The 14,385-nt window shown below is 71.3% G+C and carries 15 protein-coding genes and 1 tRNA gene; 9 read left to right on the top strand and 7 right to left on the bottom strand.

The window, feature by feature from the left end; genetic code table 11:
- Positions 1-140 precede the first annotated feature (140 nt).
- Positions 141-305: a hypothetical protein gene (locus tag IPT68_RS19315; RefSeq protein WP_228039765.1), complete on the top strand. Its 165-nt coding sequence runs from the start codon at positions 141-143 to the stop codon at positions 303-305.
- A 199-nt stretch (positions 306-504) separates the two neighbouring features.
- Here IPT68_RS19315 and IPT68_RS19310 read toward each other — a convergent pair whose 3' ends face one another.
- The 4 genes from IPT68_RS19310 to IPT68_RS19295 form a co-directional block, all read right to left on the bottom strand.
- Positions 505-2,619, bottom strand: a complete 2,115-nt coding sequence (locus IPT68_RS19310) for an MMPL family transporter (protein WP_189695838.1) — start codon at positions 2,617-2,619, stop codon at positions 505-507.
- Positions 2,620-2,811: 192 nt separating this feature from the next.
- Positions 2,812-3,126: a hypothetical protein gene (locus IPT68_RS19305; RefSeq protein ID WP_189695839.1), complete on the bottom strand. Its 315-nt coding sequence runs from the start codon at positions 3,124-3,126 to the stop codon at positions 2,812-2,814.
- Positions 3,123-3,479 (bottom strand): ArsR/SmtB family transcription factor, encoded by a 357-nt coding sequence (locus IPT68_RS19300; RefSeq protein WP_189695840.1) that lies wholly within the window; start codon positions 3,477-3,479, stop codon positions 3,123-3,125. Before IPT68_RS19300 ends, IPT68_RS19305 begins: the two co-directional genes overlap by 4 nt.
- 267 nt (positions 3,480-3,746) lie before the next feature.
- Positions 3,747-3,820 (bottom strand) — tRNA-Gly (locus IPT68_RS19295).
- Between the two features lie 514 nt (positions 3,821-4,334).
- On the opposite strand from IPT68_RS19295, the gene dcd reads away from it, so the two are divergent.
- Both dcd and IPT68_RS19285 read left to right on the top strand, forming a co-directional pair.
- On the top strand, positions 4,335-4,910 hold the full coding sequence (dcd, locus tag IPT68_RS19290; protein WP_079305965.1) for a dCTP deaminase: 576 nt from the start codon (positions 4,335-4,337) through the stop codon (positions 4,908-4,910).
- A gap of 60 nt (positions 4,911-4,970) precedes the next feature.
- Entirely contained in the window at positions 4,971-5,468 is a 498-nt protein-coding gene (locus tag IPT68_RS19285) for a phosphoribosyltransferase (protein ID WP_189695841.1), read from the top strand.
- Positions 5,469-5,594: 126 nt separating this feature from the next.
- Here IPT68_RS19285 and IPT68_RS19280 read toward each other — a convergent pair whose 3' ends face one another.
- Positions 5,595-6,587, bottom strand: a complete 993-nt coding sequence (locus tag IPT68_RS19280; protein WP_189695842.1) for a Yip1 family protein — start codon at positions 6,585-6,587, stop codon at positions 5,595-5,597.
- Positions 6,588-6,768: 181 nt separating this feature from the next.
- Here IPT68_RS19280 and IPT68_RS19275 point away from each other — a divergent pair, with 181 nt between their 5' ends.
- Positions 6,769-7,101, top strand: coding sequence for an antibiotic biosynthesis monooxygenase family protein (locus IPT68_RS19275; protein ID WP_189695843.1), 333 nt, complete (start codon positions 6,769-6,771; stop codon positions 7,099-7,101).
- Positions 7,102-7,152: 51 nt separating this feature from the next.
- On the opposite strand, the gene IPT68_RS19270 is transcribed toward IPT68_RS19275, so the two are convergent.
- Positions 7,153-7,584 carry a hypothetical protein gene (locus IPT68_RS19270; RefSeq protein WP_189695844.1) on the bottom strand — a complete coding sequence of 144 codons (432 nt, stop codon included), beginning with the start codon at positions 7,582-7,584 and terminating at the stop codon, positions 7,153-7,155.
- A gap of 109 nt (positions 7,585-7,693) precedes the next feature.
- Here IPT68_RS19270 and IPT68_RS19265 point away from each other — a divergent pair, with 109 nt between their 5' ends.
- From IPT68_RS19265 to IPT68_RS19255, 3 genes are all read left to right on the top strand, one after another.
- Positions 7,694-8,158: a hypothetical protein gene (locus IPT68_RS19265; protein WP_189695845.1), complete on the top strand. Its 465-nt coding sequence runs from the start codon at positions 7,694-7,696 to the stop codon at positions 8,156-8,158.
- Between the two features lie 213 nt (positions 8,159-8,371).
- On the top strand, positions 8,372-9,109 hold the full coding sequence (locus IPT68_RS19260) for a flavodoxin family protein (RefSeq protein ID WP_228039764.1): 738 nt from the start codon (positions 8,372-8,374) through the stop codon (positions 9,107-9,109).
- Between the two features lie 165 nt (positions 9,110-9,274).
- Entirely contained in the window at positions 9,275-11,650 is a 2,376-nt protein-coding gene (locus tag IPT68_RS19255; protein ID WP_189695847.1) for a SpoIIE family protein phosphatase, read from the top strand.
- Positions 11,651-11,686: 36 nt separating this feature from the next.
- Here the strand turns inward: IPT68_RS19255 and IPT68_RS19250 are convergent, their stop codons facing one another.
- Positions 11,687-12,919 carry a glycosyltransferase gene (locus IPT68_RS19250; protein ID WP_228039763.1) on the bottom strand — a complete coding sequence of 411 codons (1,233 nt, stop codon included), beginning with the start codon at positions 12,917-12,919 and terminating at the stop codon, positions 11,687-11,689.
- Positions 12,920-13,208: 289 nt separating this feature from the next.
- Between IPT68_RS19250 and IPT68_RS19245 the strand changes: the two genes are divergently transcribed.
- Complete coding sequence (locus tag IPT68_RS19245) at positions 13,209-13,499, top strand: hypothetical protein (protein WP_228039762.1); 291 nt, start codon at positions 13,209-13,211, stop codon at positions 13,497-13,499.
- A 123-nt stretch (positions 13,500-13,622) separates the two neighbouring features.
- Positions 13,623-14,363 (top strand): hypothetical protein, encoded by a 741-nt coding sequence (locus IPT68_RS19240; protein ID WP_189695849.1) that lies wholly within the window; start codon positions 13,623-13,625, stop codon positions 14,361-14,363.
- Positions 14,364-14,385: the final 22 nt, after the last annotated feature.

Genomic DNA, 14,385 nt, shown 5'->3' with positions numbered 1-14,385 from the left:
CACTAAATGTGCAGCGTAAGAGCCGGACAAAAACAAACCGGACAGCACTGTGACATTCGTGAACCGATGACGACCGAGCCGCCCGCACCCGTCGCATCCCGCGCCGGGGCGATCCATGGCCCAGTGGCTACAGCGCGGCCGTGACCGGACTGGCCCCGGGCGCTTCGGGCGTGCCCCTCGGCATGGCCCTGCACGGCAGGGTCGTCCCCGCGATGGGCGACAGCGTGGGGCTCCGCCTCCCCGGTTCCGTCATCGCCGTCTACAACGGGGCCGAACTGCTCAGCTCGCACTCGGCGGCCCGCTGATCGTCACCCCGGGTCCCTCCGACCCCCACCGCAAGGAGCGGCGGGAGTCGGTTGGCGACGCGTCCGCGCTGCGTGCACGCAGGGGCAGTCGGTGGTGATACCGCAAGGGGAGGAGAGAAAAGCCGACGACGCCGAGTCGTCGCTGTGAGAGCAGCGGGTGACTCGGCGTCGCGTTCCCGTGGAAGGGGCACCAGCGGGCTTACGCCACCTCGTGGGCCCGGTCCGGTGTCGTGGCAGCGGTGCTTCCGGGTGTGTCTCGTGCGGTGCGGGGCAGCACGCGGAAGAGGCTCCCCGGCCACCAGAACCAGCGGCCCAGGTCCAGGGCGAGGGCGGGCACCAGGACCGTACGGACGAGGAAGGTGTCCAGGAGGACGCCGATGCCGACGAGGACGCCCATCTGGGCCATTGTCACCAGGGGCAGCCCCGCGAAGATCGCGAAGGTCGCGGCCAGGACGATGCCGGCTGAGGTGATGACGCCCCCGGTGCTGGTCAGACCCTCCAGGACACCGCGCTCGTGACCCAGCCTTCCGGTCTCTTCCCGCACGCGGTGCATGAGGAAGATGTTGTAGTCGATGCCGAGGGCGACCAGGAAGACGAAGCCCATCAGCGGGATCGACCAGTCGACGCCCGCGAAGTCCAGGACGTGCTCGAAGATCAGGTTCGAGGCGCCGAGGGCTGCGAAGTACGACAGCACGACCGTGGCCAGGAGCAGGAACGGGGCGACCAGGGCTCGTAGCAGGAGGATCAGGACGGCCAGGACGACGAGGAGCACGATCGGGACGACCGTCGTCAGGTCGCGGTCGGCGGCCCGCTGGGTGTCGAGGGTTTCGGCGGTGGTGCCGCCGACAAGGGCGTCCATCGGGTGCACGGCCTCGCGGAGGTCGTCGATCGTGTCCTTGGCCGCCTGGCTGTCGGGTGCGTCCTCCAACACCACGGTGAGAGCGGTCAGTTCGCCGTTCGGCGTGCGGTCGGTGTCGTCCTCGACACGGGCCACCCCGTCCACCGCTGACGCGGCTGCCCTCACCACGACGGTCCGGTCGGCAGGGGTGATGATGTCCGCCGGGTCGGCGGCGCCCGACGGGTAGTGCGCCGAGATCCTCTCCTGGGCCACGACCGACTCGGGCTTGTCCTGGAACATCTCCGCCTGCGTCAGGCCCATGTTGATGCCGACCGCACTGAGCGCGAGCACGCCGGTGACGGCGACCGACATCAGCCACGACCAGCGGGGGCGCCGGGCGACGGTGGCCCCGACACGGGACCAGATCGTGCGCGGCTTGCGGGCAGGCGTGCCGTCGTGCGGGACGAACGGCCAGAACACCCAGCGGCCCACGACGACCAGCAGCGCGGGAAGCACCGTGACCATCGCAAGGAAGCCGCAGACCACGCCCACCGCGCCCACCAGGCCCAGCGAGCGGGAGGAGTTGATGTCGGCGAACGCCAGGCAGGACAGGCCGACGGCGATGGTGGCGGCGGAGGCCAGGATCGCCGGGCCGGAGCGGTGCAGCGCGATCCGCATCGCCTCGTGGCGGTCCTCGTGGCGGTGCAGTTCCTCGCGGTAGCGGGCGATGAGGAGCAGGGCGTAGTCGGTTCCGACGCCGAAGACGAGGACCATGAGGACGCCTGCGCTCTGCGGGTCGACGGGCAGTCCGGCGTGCTTGGCCAGCAGGTAGGTGGTGGCTTGGGTGAGGACGGCCGCGAAGCCCACCGAGATCAACGGCAGCAGCCACAGGACCGGGCTGCGGTAGGTGAGCAGCAGCAGGATCGCCACCACCACGCCCGTGGCCAGCAGCAGCGTCGTGTCGAGGCCGTCGAATACCGCCACCGAGTCGGTGAGGGACCCGGCCGGGCCGCCGACCTCGACGTCCACGCCGGGCGGCGCGTTGGCGCCGGCCACGTCACGCAGTTCGTCGACCTTGTCGGTGAGCTCGTCCTCGATGTCCAGCGGGACGATCGTCATCAGGGCCTTGCCGTCCTCGGACGGGATCGGCTGTGAGACCTCCTGGCCTGCGGGGACGTACCGCGTGAAGGCGGCACGGTCGGCGGTGGCCTTCGACTGAGCCTTCGCGCCGTCGCCGGTGTAGACGACGACGGCCGGCATCACCGTGTCCGTACGGAACTCCTCCAGCTCCGTGTTGACCCGCGCGGACTCGGCGCCGCGTGGAAGGAAGGCGTTGGGGCCGCTTTCCTCGACGTCGCCGAGTTTGCCGGCCAACGGGCCGAGGGCGACGGCCAGGATCAGCCAGACGGCCAGGACCAGCCACTTGCCGCGTCGCCCGCCGGGCGCGCGGGCGACGCGCTGGAGCAGCGCACGCATGAGTAGTCTCCTTTACGTAGGGAGCGCGCCGCCGATCCGTATATCGGCCGGCATCAGGGCGCACGGGGCCCGCACCACGGCGCTTGCAGGTGTGACGACCTGCCGTGATGTACGGGTGGGTGTGTCCGGGGTGTGTTCTTCCTCGGTACGGCCGGGAGTTGCCGCTCCCGGCCGTACGCACGCCGCCGGCGTCTATTCGATCTCGCGCATCATCTTCTCCATCGAGGACACCGAGAGCCGGGTCTGCGTCAGCTCGTCGAGGGTCTGGCGCTGTTCGTCGGCCATCCGGCGCTGCAACTCCACGGTGTCCTCCAGGAGCTGGGCGTACTTCGCCGCGAGGTCCTTGTACTGCTGCTCGCGCGCGGCCAGCATCCGGGCCCGCCAGGTGGCAGCCACCTGCCAGACGATCACGATCAGCAGGGTGAAGAGCCCGGCCGCGCCCACGGCCCCGACCAGAGCGCCCACCACGTCGCCGCTGTCGGCGAGCGTCACCTGTTCCTCATTCACTTCGCTTCCTCTTTCTCGGCCTCGGTCTTCTCGGCCTCGGTGAGCGTGGCGGCCGCACGGGCGATGACGCCGGGTGTCAACTCGTAGAAGAACGGCGTGACATCGAAGTACTTCATCGCCTTGCCGTCCTCCGCGAGTTCGAGCGTGCCGACGACCAGACCCGCCGCCTCCAGTCGCTGGAGGTGCATGTGCAGCAGCGGGCGGCTCATGCCGATCTCGCGAGCCAGCGCGCTGACGTAGTTCCGGCACTCCAGCAGCGCCGCGACGATCCGCATGCGGTGCGGATTGCCGAGTGCGGAGAGCACCTTCAGCAACTCGTCGCCCGTCGGTGCCGGAGGCGGGACCTCGGGCATCGCGGCCCCTTTCCGTCGTCCCTGTCAGAAAAGGCTGACAGGACCCGCGGACACCTGTCAAAGATTCCTGACACATATCCGGGGTGGATGGGGGACAGATGGGGGAGGCATGGGGGATGTCTCAGGGTCGGCTCAGGGGTGCGTGCGGATGAACCTCGTCCCGGGGCCGGAAGCCAGCCGAGGGCTCATGGTGCGGTTGTGGTGCGCCAGCCGCCCCGTGGTCTAGACAACAAAGAACCCCCGGGTCTGTGACCTGGGGGTTTCGCATGGAGCGGGTGACGAGAATCGAACTCGCGCTCTCAGCTTGGGAAGCTGATGTTCTACCATTAAACTACACCCGCGTAAGACGCCGACCGAGATCGGTGTCCGAACGCTCGCTTACTGTACCTCATCACAGGCCCCCGGTGTTTCCACCGCGGGGCCCGCTGTCGTTCGGGGCGTGGATGCGGCTGCGGGGGAAGGGAGTTGGGGCGTACGGTGGAGGCTCGGGACAGGGGCTGGGCGGGGTCGGAGTGCCGCCTGGAGGGGCGTCCCATTGATCCCGTAATGTGGCCTTCCTCGTCAGGGCATCAGCCAGACGCGGCTCTTTGGGGAAGGGACTTCAGGACTTGATGGAGCGCACCGTCGTCCGATGTGCCGATGGGCACGTGTTCAGCACCGCTTCGTTCCCGATGCAGCAGGCCGAGCGCCTCGGCCCCGGTCGGCTTCTGCGCTGCCCGCGATGCGCGCGCTTGCGCAGCGTCGTGCCGGTGAGTCTGCAGAAGCGGTAGAGAAACAGAAACAAGCGGGTTCGCCGTGGGCGCGTGGAGTCGTCGCGATTGTGGTGGCTCGGCGCGCCTTGCGTATCCTCGGGGCGTGCTTCTCTCAGACAAGGACATCCGGGCCGAGATCGACGCCGGACGGGTACGGATCGATCCCTATGACGAATCCATGGTGCAGCCGTCGAGCATCGACGTGCGGCTGGACCGGTACTTCCGGGTGTTCGAGAACCACCGGTACCCGCACATCGACCCCTCCATCGAGCAGGCCGACCTGACGCGCCTGGTCGAGCCCGAGGGCGACGAACCGTTCATCCTGCACCCCGGTGAGTTCGTGCTCGCCTCGACGTACGAGGTCATCACCCTGCCCGACGACCTCGCCTCCCGTCTGGAGGGCAAGAGCTCGCTCGGACGGCTCGGGCTCGTCACCCACTCGACCGCCGGGTTCATCGACCCCGGGTTCTCCGGGCACGTGACCCTGGAGCTGTCGAACCTGGCGACGCTCCCCATCAAGCTCTGGCCCGGCATGAAGATCGGCCAGCTGTGCATGTTCCGGCTGAGCTCGCCCGCCGAGTTCCCGTACGGGAGCGAGCGGTACGGGTCGCGGTACCAGGGACAGCGCGGGCCCACCGCCTCCCGGTCCTTCCTCAATTTCCACCGGACGCAGGTCTGAGGTCTGGCCCGTTCCGAGCCGCGCGACTGGCGTGTGACAAGTGACGTGAGTGACAGAAATATGAGTTCCGTACGAGAGAACCTCAGCTACGAGCAGTTCGGCGTCGCCGTCCGTGAGCTCGCGCAGGCCGTGGCCGACGACGGGTACGAGCCCGATGTCGTGCTCAGCATCGCCCGCGGCGGCGTCTTCGTCGCCGGCGGGCTCGCCTACGCGCTCGACTGCAAGAACATCCACCTGGTGAACGTGGAGTTCTACACGGGTGTGGGCACGACCCTCGAGATGCCGGTCATGCTCGCTCCCGTCCCCAACGTCGTCGACTTCTCCGACAAGAAGGTCCTGATCGCCGACGACGTCGCCGACACCGGCAAGACGCTCAAGCTCGTGCGCGACTTCTGCCTCGACGCCGTCGCCGAGGTGCGCTCCGCCGTCATCTATGAGAAGTCCCACTCCCTCGTGCGGTGCGAGTACGTCTGGAAGCGCACCGACGAGTGGATCAACTTCCCGTGGTCCGTGGAGCCGCCCGTCGTGAGGCGGGCCGGGCAGGTGCTCGACGCGTGAGTCGCCGCCCCGCGGTGACGTAAGGCCCCCGGCGGTGACACCGGGGGCCCTTTTCGTGCGTCGGCCGGATGGCCGTGCGGCTTTCGTGCGGTCGGCGGCCCGGCCGTGCAGGCGCCCGGCGAAGTGCTACACCGTGCCCAGCTTCACGATCGACAGCAGCGCGATCAGCTGGATCGCCGACGCGCCCAGCGCCTTCGGCCACGGCAGGTCGTGCGACTTCGACACCATCAGCGTCAGCAGCGCGCCGCCCGCGACCCAGGTCGCCCAGCCGAGGATCTGGACGAAGGGGGCGTCGCCGCCCAGGAACGTCGCGACGAGCAGCCGGGGCGCGTCCGTGATGGACATGATCAGCATGGAGAGGCCGACGGTGGGCTGCCACGCGCCGTTGCCGCCGAGCTGACGGGCCAGGGTATGGGTGACCACGCCCAGGACGAACGCGCTGAGCACCATCGCGACGGCCGTCGTCAGGACGATCGGGATGGCGTTGGAGAGGGTGGCGTTGATCGCGTCCTCGCGGGCGCCGTCGAAGCCGAAGACCGCGATCAGGCCGTAGAGGAAGGTCACGATGAGGGCCGGGCCCCACATCGTGTAGTCGCGCATCTGCAGGAACGTCTGCTGGGGCTCGAGCACGATGCCGCGCAGCAGGGCCTTCCCGTGCAGCCGCGGGCCGACCGGGGCGGCCGGGGCCGCACCGGCATGGTAGGTGCCGCCCTGGCTGTACGGGTCCTCGCCGACCGAGAAGGCCTGGGTGTGCCCCGGGTTGTTCGCGGCGTACGGGTCCGGCCCGCCCTGGTGGTACGCGCCGTCGTCGCCGAAGTACTCCGGCTCGCCGCCGCCGGGACCGCCGTAACCGCCGTTCGTCTGCGGCCAGGGCGCGTTCCCGTAGCTCCGCTGCCCGGGGTACGGGTGCGGCTGCGGGGCCTGCGGGTAGCCGTACGACGGCCCCTGCGGCGCCTGCTGTCCGTGCGGGGGGTGTTGCGGTCGCGTGTGCGGGGCGCGGTCGTTCCGGCCGCCGCGTCCGATCCTGAATCCAGCCACGTCATCGAACGTACCTGGTCTCGGAGAGCGGTGGGCCGGGCCCCGGGTTCCGGGCCCGGCTTTGCGGCCGAGCTGTGACATCCCTTACGGACCGGACCCGTTGATCCCCTAGGGAACCGCCCACGAATCCCTTGCGGGCTCTCCCGTCGTTCCCTGCGGTTGGCCCGGGGCACACCCGCGGCGTTCCGCGCGTACGACGTGGCGCCCGACCTCCTGGGGGTCGTGGACGTCCTCTCGCCGGGGCACCGGGCAGGATGGAGGCATGAGCGTAGTCAAGATCAATGTGCTGACCGTGCCCGCCGAGCAGCGGGAGGTTCTGGAGAAGCGGTTCGCCTCGCGCGCCCACGCCGTGGAGAGCTCCGACGGTTTCGAGTGGTTCGAGCTCCTGCGCCCCGTCGACGGCACCGACAACTACCTGGTCTACACCCGGTGGCGGGACGAGGAGTCCTTCCAGGCCTGGATGGAAGGGCCCATGAAGGCGGCCCACCAGGGCGCCGGGGGCGAGGAGGGCGGGGACCGTCCCAGGCCCGCGGCCTCCGGCTCGACCCTGTGGTCCTTCGAGGTGGTCCAGCAGGCGGCGCCCAAGGGCGCCTAGGTCCGTGCGGCGGCCGGGGACGGCGACCGCTCGCCGCTCGCCACCCCCGCGTCAGCGGCCGCCGGCGGGTGTGCCTCCGGCGGTCCCCCTGGGGCGGCCGGCCCGTTTCCCGTAGGTGATCAGGGCGGTGACGGCGGCGGTGACGGCGAGGCTGCCCACCAGGACCATCGTCACGCCGACCATGAACAGGCCGCTGGCGTCGTCCGACCAGTCGAGGAAGGCGCAGGCGGTCAGGCCGAGCGGGACGCCCAGCACGGCGGCGAGGGCGTGGCGCCGGGACGCCGCCCAGTACACCGGCGGCAGCAGGGTCAGCACGAGCCCGATCACCTGCCACGCCTCGTACGGTCCGGTCGTCGTGCCGTCGCCGCGCACGTCACGATGCTGGTCCCAGCCCAGCCAGGCAGCCCATGCCGCGGCCGTCAGCCCGGCCAGGGCGAGTCCCGTCAGCAGGTCGGAAGCAGTTCGTGGCAGTCGTCGTTCCATACGTCGAGCGTCCCGGATCGCGCCGTGGCCGAACAGGGCGCCGGTACTCAGCTTGGCCCGAGTACGGATACGGCTGCCCGAGTCGGGCCGTTCGTGGTCAGCTGGGGGTGTGGAGTCCATCGTCGCGAGTGCCATAGCCGTCCTGGGCACCCTGCTCGGCTCGGGGCTGACCCTGGCGTTCCAGCAGCGCACCACCGACCGGAGCCACCGGTTCACCCGCCGCGAGAAGCTGCGTCAGGAACGGCTCGACGCGTACTCCGCCTACGCCGGCGCGCTGGTCGAGTACCGGCGCTGCCTGGTGCACCTCTGGTTCTGCGCGCACGAGCAGCCGCCGCCGGAGGACCCCGACGGGGTGCGAGTCCGCGCCTATGATCTGCGCTCCAAGGCCCAGGAAGCCCTGTTCCGCGTGCAGATGCTGACCGACGACGAGGCGCTGACCCAGGCCGCGGAGGCCGTTCCGGCCGACGTCACGGCGCTGTCCAGGACCGCGAGCAGGGAAGATCTCGACGAGCGCAGAGTGCGTACGCGTGAGGAGATCGGCGCGCTCGTCAGGGCCGCCAAGCGTCATCTCTGACCCACCGGGGCGGTCGTCCTCGACGGGCGTGAGCGGTGGGTTCCCGAAAGGTCGCCGCGCCGTCCCGGGTCCCGTCCCCGTGGGACGTTCGGCTGTCGGGGTGGTTGCCGGGGAGCGGCGGTGGCGCGGTCGGCGGGGTGGGGACGCCGCGTCAGGACGATGGGGGCGTTGAGCCGCCGTGAGGGCACGGTGGCACGTACCCCCGGAGAGCCCGTGACCGACCAGGCACCGACCACCGACGCCCCGCCCGCGCGCTACGACGACCTGCGTGCCCTCGTCTTCAACTGCACGCTGAAGCGGTCACCGGAGCGCAGCAACACCCAGGGGCTCATCGACCGCAGCGCGCGCATCATGGAGTCCCAGGGCGTCCGGGTCGACGTCGTGCGCGCCGTCGACCACGACATCGCCACCGGAGTGTGGCCCGACATGACCGAGCACGGCTGGCGCAGCGACGCCTGGCCGGCGCTGTACGAGAAGGTCATGGCGGCGGACATCCTGGTGCTGGCCGGGCCGATCTGGCTCGGCGACAACAGCTCCGTCACCAAGCAGGTGATCGAACGCCTCTACGCCTGCTCCAGCCTCCTCAACGACGCGGGACAGTACGCCTACTACGGGCGCGTCGGCGGCTGCCTGATCACCGGGAACGAGGACGGCGTCAAGCACTGCGCCATGAACGTGCTCTACAGCCTCCAGCACCTCGGGTACACCGTCCCGCCGCAGGCCGACGCCGGCTGGATCGGCGAGGCCGGCCCCGGGCCCTCCTACCTGGACCCCGGTTCGGGCGGCCCGGAGAACGACTTCACCAACCGCAACACCACCTTCATGACCTGGAACCTGCTGCACCTGGCCCGCCTGCTGAAGGACGCCGGCGGCATCCCGGCCTACGGCAACCAGCGCACGGCCTGGGACGCCGGCTGTCGCCGCGACTACGAAAACCCGGAGCACCGCTGACAGGCCCCGGACCGCGCGGCGACGCCGAGCGACGACCGGCGGCCGACCACCCCGTCGGTGCGCGACTCGGCGTCACCCGGGCCGGGCGGAGTGCCGACCGGGGCCGTCGCGGTCAGACTGGGAGGGACGACCGTACAGGGCCGGCGGGAGAAACGGTCGATGATCATGAATGATGGGGCAGACAGCGGCCGCGGGGCGGCGGGAGCCGGGCGCGGCGAGGCGGACAGGGCGTCCTTCGTCGTCGACGGCGAAGGCATCGTGGTGGCGTGGAACGCCGCCGCCGAGGACCTGCTGGGCCATTCCGCGCAGGAGGTCCTCGGCCGGTCGGCCAAGGACCTGGTGGTCACGGACGCCACGGTGGACCGGCGGACCGCGGACGTCGTGCTGCGGCACCGGGACGGCCACCACATCGGCTGCCGGGTGCGCGTGAACGCCGAACCCGCGGCGGAGACGGTGCTGCGCTGGAGGATCGGGCTGGTCCCCGCCGAGGAGGAGCTGGCCGCCGCCGTCGACCGGGCGCTGGTGCAGGCGTTGTTCACGCGCTCCCCGGTCGGCCTGTTCGTCCTGGACCCGCACCTGCGCCTGCGGCGGTACAACGCCGCGGCGGAGGGCATGCAGGGCATCCTGGCGTCCGACGGCATCGGGCTGCGGCCCACCGAGGCGTGGCCCGACTTCAGCGCCGAGATGGCCGAGCGGGTGATGAGGCAGGTGCTGAAGACCGGCCGGCCGGTCCTCTCCTTCGAGAAGCGCGGCCGTCCGCCCGGTGACCCCGGCCGCGAGCACGTCTACTCGGCGTCCGCGTTCCGGCTGGAGGACGACGACGGGCGCGTGCTCGGCGTGGCCGACGTGGTGGTCGACGTCACCGAACGCCACCGCGCCCAGCAGCGGCTGGCGATGGCCGCCGAGGCGGGTGCCCGCATCGGCACCACCCTGGACGTGCTGCACACCGCGGGCGAGCTGGCCGACGTGGTGGTGCCGCGGCTGGCCGACTGCGTGACCGTGGACCTGCTGGAGCCGGTGCTGGCCGGCGACGAGGTGCCGGAGGGGCCGGGCCGGGCCGGCTGGGAGCTGCGGCGCGCCGCCGCCCGGTCGCTGTCCGCCGACCCCGGCGCGGGCGCGTACGGGATCGGTGAGGTCGGCAGCTACCCCGCCACCGCGCCGGCCGCCGCGGTCCTCACCGACCGCAGGCCGCGCCTGGTGCCCGTGGTCGACGCGGACAGCCCGTGGATGAGCGGTGACGTGGCCTGTGGCGGGCGGTCGCGGCAGAAGTGGATCCACTCGCTGATGGTGGTGCCGCTGCTGGTGCGCGACGGTGCGCTGGGCCTCGTGTCCCTGTACCGGTGGACCGACCGCGGGGCGTTCCAGGACGACGACCTCACCCTGGCCAAGGACCTCGCCGCCCGCGCCGCCGTGGCCCTGGACAACGCGCGCCGCTATGTGCGCGAACGCAACGCGGTGCTGTCGCTGCAGCGGGGTCTGCTGCCCCACAGCCTGCCCGCCGCCGACGCCGTGCAGGCGGCACACCACTGGGTGCACTCGGGGGCGGGCGGCGACTGGACCGACGTCATCGCGCTGCCCGGGGCGCGCGTGGCGCTCGTCGCGGGCAGTGCCCCGGGGCGCGGTGTGCGGACCGCCGCCACGATGGGGCGGCTGCGGACGGCCGTGACCACCCTGGCCGCCCTCGATCTGGCGCCCGACGAGGTCATGGCCCGCCTGGAGGATCTGGTGCGTCAGATGGACGCCGAGACCGCCGGCCCGACGACCCACAGCCCCGTCGGCACCAGCTGTCTCTATCTCGTCTACGACCCCGTCACTTGCCGGTGCACGGCGGCCGCGGCGGGCGCCCCGGGGCTGGCGGTGGTGGACGCGGCCGGCACCGTGTCCTTCCCGGACGTCCCGGCCGGTCCGGCTCTCGGCCGGCCAGGACCGGCGTTCGCGAAGACCACCCTGCGGGTGCGTGAGGGGACTCAGCTGGTCCTCTTCACCCCGGGGCTGTTGCAGGGCCTCGACGACGAGGCCCGCCACCGCGAGCTGGCGCGAGCGCTGTCCGAGTCCTGCGACTCCCCGCAAGACCTGTGCCTCAGGCTCACGGAGGCGCTGGTTCCCCCGGATCCGCCGCACGACGCGGCGGTCCTGGTGGCCCGCACCCGGCCGATCGATCCCGCGCGCGTCGCCACCTGGGTGCTGCCCGCCGACCCGGCGGCCGTGGCCACCGCCCGCTCGCTGACCGCCCGTCAGCTCAGCACGTGGGCCATGGACGACGAACTCTTCGCCACCGAGCTGATCGTCAGCGAGCTCGTCACCAACGCCATCCGGTACGCCGAGCCCCCGGTGCAGCTGCGTCTGATCCGCGACCGGACGCTGAGCGTCGAGGTCTCCGACGGCAGCAGCGCCGCGCCGTACCTGCGGCACGCCCGCACGACCGACGAGGGCGGTCGCGGACTGTTGCTGGTCTCCCAGTTCGCGCACCGCTGGGGGACGCGGTCGGAGGACCGCGGCAAGACCATCTGGGCCGAGGAGCCGGTCACGTCGGCGGCCTGACGACGGGCCGTCGCACCGGAGGACGCAAGGACCAGGTCACGATGACGTGGAACCGGTCCGGCGGCGCGGGCGCGTGCCGAAGACCCACGCCCGGAAGAGCAGGAAGCGCAGCAGCGTCGCCGTCAGGTTCGCGGCGATCAGCACGGCGAGTTCGACGCGCGGCCCGGCCGACGGCGCCGTGACGTGCAGTACGGCGAGCGAGCCGCTGGTGAGCGTCAGGCCGAGCAGGAACACCGCCAGCCCTCTGGCCTGGTGGCGCAGCACCCCGCCGGGGCCGCGGATGCCGAAGGTGAGGCGGCGGTTGGCGGCCGTGTTGCCGATGGCGCAGATCAGCAGCGCGAGCGCGTTGGCGGCCTGCGCTCCCACCACCGGACGCAGCAACGTGTACAGCAGCAGGTGGGCGAGGGTGCTCACCGCTCCCACGGCGGCGAAGCGCACCAGTTGCATGACCAGCCCGCCCGACGGCTCGTCGCCCTCGCTGCGCCGCAGTTCGGCCGGGGGGAGGGTGCCGCGCGCCAGCGCCGCGCCGATCCGGGCGATGCCGCGCAGGTCGGCCAGTGCCGTGGCGACGATGTCGACGCGGCTGTCGGGGTCGTCCACCCAGTCGACCGGCACCTCGTGGATGCGCAGGCCCGCCCGCTCGGCGATGACCAGCAGTTCGGTGTCGAAGAACCAGCCCGAGTCCTTCACCAGGGGCAGCAGCCGCTCGGCCACGTCCCGCCGCACCGCCTTGAAACCGCACTGCGCGTCGGAGAAGCGCACGGCGAGCGTGGAGCGCAGGAGCGCGTTGTAGCAGCGGGAGGTGATCTCCCGTTTGGGGCCGCGGACGACGCGGGCGCCGCGGGCCAGGCGGGTGCCGATGGCTATGTCGGAGTGCCCGGATATCAGCGGGGCGACGAGCGGGAACAGCGCGGCCAGTTCCGTGGACAGGTCGACGTCGACGTACGCGAGCACCGGGGCCTGCGAGCGGGACCAGGCGGTGCGCAGGGCCCGGCCGCGTCCCTTCTCGTCGAGCCGCAGCGCCTCGACCTCGGGCAGTTCACCGGCGAGCCGGGCGGCGATCTCCGGGGTGCCGTCCGTGCTGGCGTTGTCGGCGATGGTGATCCGGAACGCGTAGGGAAAGGTGTCGCTGAGGTGCGCGTGCAGCCGCCGCACGCCGGGCTCCAGGTCCGTCTCCTCGTTGAAGACGGGGACGACGACGTCCAGGACGGGATCCGGGTGGTCGGTCGGGACCGGGGTGCGTTGCGGCAGAGGGTGTGCGTCCTTCAAGGCGGCGGTCCCTTGTTCTCTCACTGGTTCGTCCTTGTCCGTGCTCCGGCGCAGCGTATGCCGACGGTACGCGGCGGACGGCGCCCGCGGGCCGCCTGCCGCCATACACCCGTTGCCCGTGATCCGGATCACACCGACATCGGCGTCGAGAGGGATGTCCGATCTTCATCCGTGTCGCGGAATGTAAGGCGAGTCATCAGTTAATTGCACACGAGACGGCCCTTTCATTGCCCCGGCCGTTCACCCGATTGCTACGCATCCGGCGGAATGGGGTGCCGTTAGTTTGGATATGACCAAGGCAACCAGGGACGGTTTTTTCGGCCTGTTGGCGAGTCAGCAGCGAGGGGGCGGGGCTGCGGGACATGCGGTGACGCTGGGTCCCTACACGTACATTCCGGCCCCGGCGCACTGCTCGGCGAGTGTCGGCGGGACACTCACCAAGGACGGCCCTCCGGTCACCCTCCGGGCCACCGAGCCGATTCTCCGCCATTTCCTGGACGTCATGGCCGAACTGGAAGAAGATCTCGCCCGGCGGTGGATCGGATCGCACAGCGCATCCGGTTTCACGCCGACGAAATAGCGAGAATTCGCCATGTATGCGCAGGGTCATGGAACGGGCCGGCATCGAGGTCCGGCCGAAGCGTTCTCGAAACCCCTGGTTCCGCCGGACTCCGCCTGGGATCCCGCCGAGGAGCTGGCGTTCATGCTCCAGGACGCGATGGCGGAGGAAGCCGCCGGCGTTCCCCCGGTCGACGCCTCGGTCACCGATCCCGCCCCCGGCACACCGCTGGGCAACCTGCAGGAGATCACGGCGGAACTGCCGCCGCTGAGGGATTCCCCGAAGGGCCACCGCAAACCTCGCCGGCGCACCGGCCGGAACGCGCTGCGGGCGGTCAGCCGGTTCCTCGCCACGCTCGCGGCGGTCATCGCCTGCGGCGTCAGCTTCTTCGGCGGACTGGCCGTCTACGAGCCGCTGCGGCTTTCCGTCTCCGGTACGGGCCACGGGATCGTCTCCCTGTGGCCACTGCTGATCTACGGCCCGTGGCTGGTCGCCTCGCTGTCCGTCCTGCGCGCCGCGCTCCATCAGCGCCGGGCCGTGCACTCCTGGTGCGTGATCCTCTTCTTCTCGTCCGCGGCGATGCTCTTATGTGTCGCGCAGGCGCCGAGGACGGTCGTCGACACCGTGACGGCGGCCTTGCCGGGTCTGGCGGCGCTGGCCTGCTTTCAGCAGCTCGTACGGCAGATCACCCTGACCCGGCCGCCCCGGCGGACGCTGCCCCGCCACCGCTCCCGGCCGTCCTCCCCCTCCACGGGCGACGAGCGGGGCGTCTCCGGGACCCAGGGGGGCCGCCGGGAAGGCCCGGGCCGCACGTCCGGTCCGGAGCCGCGTGACCGGAGTTCCTCGCCGCGGTTCATCCCGAGGCAGGGCGCCACCTCCCGGTAGGCGCCCCGCCGTCGGCCGGATG

It is taken from the genome of Streptomyces chromofuscus (assembly GCF_015160875.1).
In the GTDB taxonomy this organism is placed as follows: domain Bacteria; phylum Actinomycetota; class Actinomycetes; order Streptomycetales; family Streptomycetaceae; genus Streptomyces; species Streptomyces chromofuscus.
This window is presented reverse-complemented; position numbering and strand designations above follow the sequence as displayed.

Bases quoted from the DNA above. Each gene is read 5' to 3' on its own strand.
- IPT68_RS19310 (WP_189695838.1), bottom strand. From the start codon at position 2,619: ATGCGTGCGCTGCTCCAGCGCGTCGCCCGCGCGCCCGGCGGGCGACGC.
- IPT68_RS19300 (WP_189695840.1), bottom strand. From the start codon at position 3,479: ATGCCCGAGGTCCCGCCTCCGGCACCGACGGGCGACGAGTTGCTGAAG.
- IPT68_RS19285 (WP_189695841.1), top strand. From the start codon at position 4,971: ATGAGTTCCGTACGAGAGAACCTCAGCTACGAGCAGTTCGGCGTCGCC.
- IPT68_RS19280 (WP_189695842.1), bottom strand. From the start codon at position 6,587: ATGTCACAGCTCGGCCGCAAAGCCGGGCCCGGAACCCGGGGCCCGGCC.
- IPT68_RS19275 (WP_189695843.1), top strand. From the start codon at position 6,769: ATGAGCGTAGTCAAGATCAATGTGCTGACCGTGCCCGCCGAGCAGCGG.
- IPT68_RS19270 (WP_189695844.1), bottom strand. From the start codon at position 7,584: ATGGAACGACGACTGCCACGAACTGCTTCCGACCTGCTGACGGGACTC.
- IPT68_RS19255 (WP_189695847.1), top strand. From the start codon at position 9,275: ATGAATGATGGGGCAGACAGCGGCCGCGGGGCGGCGGGAGCCGGGCGC.
- IPT68_RS19245 (WP_228039762.1), top strand. From the start codon at position 13,209: ATGACCAAGGCAACCAGGGACGGTTTTTTCGGCCTGTTGGCGAGTCAG.
- IPT68_RS19240 (WP_189695849.1), top strand. From the start codon at position 13,623: ATGCTCCAGGACGCGATGGCGGAGGAAGCCGCCGGCGTTCCCCCGGTC.